The sequence below is a fragment of the Rahnella perminowiae genome, from assembly GCF_019049755.1.
Classification (GTDB): domain Bacteria; phylum Pseudomonadota; class Gammaproteobacteria; order Enterobacterales; family Enterobacteriaceae; genus Rahnella; species Rahnella perminowiae.
In genome coordinates this window covers 1-1963 of the sequence record NZ_JAFMOS010000210.1, presented here as the reverse complement: position 1 = coordinate 1963, position 1963 = coordinate 1, and the positions used below count along the sequence as shown (strand labels likewise).

The 1963-nt window shown below is 42.6% G+C and carries 1 protein-coding gene; it reads left to right on the top strand.

Going from position 1 to position 1963, the window contains the following annotated elements; all coding sequences use genetic code 11:
- Positions 1–84 precede the first annotated feature (84 nt).
- The coding region (locus tag J1785_RS01355; RefSeq protein WP_217218640.1) for a metallophosphoesterase family protein at positions 85–1963 on the top strand (1879 nt) is incomplete at its 3' end.

Here is a 1963-nt window from a genome sequence, read left to right as displayed (position 1 = left end):
GGAGATGTGTATTAGAGACAGTTAAATATCAGCTACACGTTATAATTCGCCCGGATTAATATGGATATTAACGGAAATTAAAACATGAAATCTTTAAACAAACACTCAGTAAAAGTATTATCTTTAGTAATTTTGTCAATATTATCATCAGGTTCATACGCAGATTCCGGTTATATTAATACCGGGGTAACCCCCTCCTGGTCGGGTTCAACATCTGGGGCTAACGTTTCTCCTGGAACGAATATAGACATAACCCCCCATAATAACGCCAGCTCTATGGATGCAACCGTCCAGCGCGACGATGTAGGTATCCCTTCGGGGGCAACTGTCCCGGCGGGAACGAGCGCAGATATAACACCTTATAATTGCACCCGTTCAACGGATGTAAGCGTCAGAAACGATGATACAGGAACCGGAGGAGCAGTAACCCCGGCGGGAACAACGGACATAGGCGGCATATCCCGTAATAACGAAACACATTCCCTACAGGCCAATCAGGGTACAACCGCTCCTGATCAACTAGATTGCATAAATCCTGAACACAATGTTCCTTCTGTCGATGTGGAGTCTGGCGAGGCTGATATCGAGCCTGATAATGATACCTATGCTGTAATGTCAGATAAGTTAGATACTTTATATCCTGCAATGTCCGCCCCTACGCAGATAAATAATGTCAGCAATGGGGATTATGCCTTTACTTCCGGTGAAGTGAATTATACCGCCCATGGCGGCAAACAGACTGAAAAGTATGAAATACTGTCAGACTCTGTAGATGATGTGGAAATGTCGCTGACGACATTTAAAACCCGAATGGCTGAAAAAATCAAAAATGAGCAGGGAAATAGCACTACTCATTTTGGTTCACTCGGATCACCTAAAACCTGGAATGAAGCAGGGACCAAAGGTGAGATTTACTACGTGGACTGGTCGGATGGTCGTCACTATTTTGAAGCTAAACAAGACGGTGCGCCTGGGCAAAACAAATGGTATTACCCGGAAAATAATAAAGATAATGCCTGGTGGAAAATTGTTCACCCAATTGAATATTATGCGATAACCTCTGATCCGCAGTATGCCCGTACCCCCAACGGCGTTGACCAGAAAGAGCAGGCAAAACCGCCTATCTACAATCAGTACCAAGTGCTCAACAGTCTGAAAAGCACCTATGGTGATGCCTTTAAGGGCACCATCATTAACGGCGATATTACAGATTTTGGTCATAAATGGCAGTGGGCAGAAATGAACAAGGCCCTGGGAACGCTTAACCATGATTACTGGTATGGGCTAGGCAATCATGACTACGAAAACAATGTCGATGATTGTTACAAAAATAACTGTGCCGTGCGCAGTATCCGCGAACTGACCGACAATCTTAAATCGCGTAAAAATATTAATGCGATCGATTACAATGTAATTTCAGGTTATTCATTCCCTACACTTTCGACGAACTATATTGGGAGTTTCTCCTATAGCTTTGATATGTCAGGCATTCGTTTCATCCAACTGAACAACTATGCTGAATATACCAAGAATTACAGCGGGTTTAGTTTTAAAGACGCCCGAAAATATACAGTAAAAGTCACCTCCTCTGTAGACTGGCTGGAGCAACAACTCGCTGATGCCCGTAAACAAGGCAAAGCCGTTATATTACTTTCGCATGTTGAGAATATGGGTGCAGCGAATTCACGTCTGCATAAGATGACGGCGAAAAATAGCGACTATGATATTACTGCTATTTTCAATGGCCATACTCATGAAATGTCTGTAGGTAATTATTTCGCCAACAGTGGTGCGACATTCAAAGAGACATTTCTATTGGTTGAAGTTAATAACCTTAAAAAAGAATTGTCCATTTATGAGGTTTCAGATAACGACCTGAAAACGAAAAAGTTGGCAGCAACCATCCCTCTTAAACTTTCCGTGGTGGATAAGACCATTAAGGAAAATGCTTTCAGAGTTACAC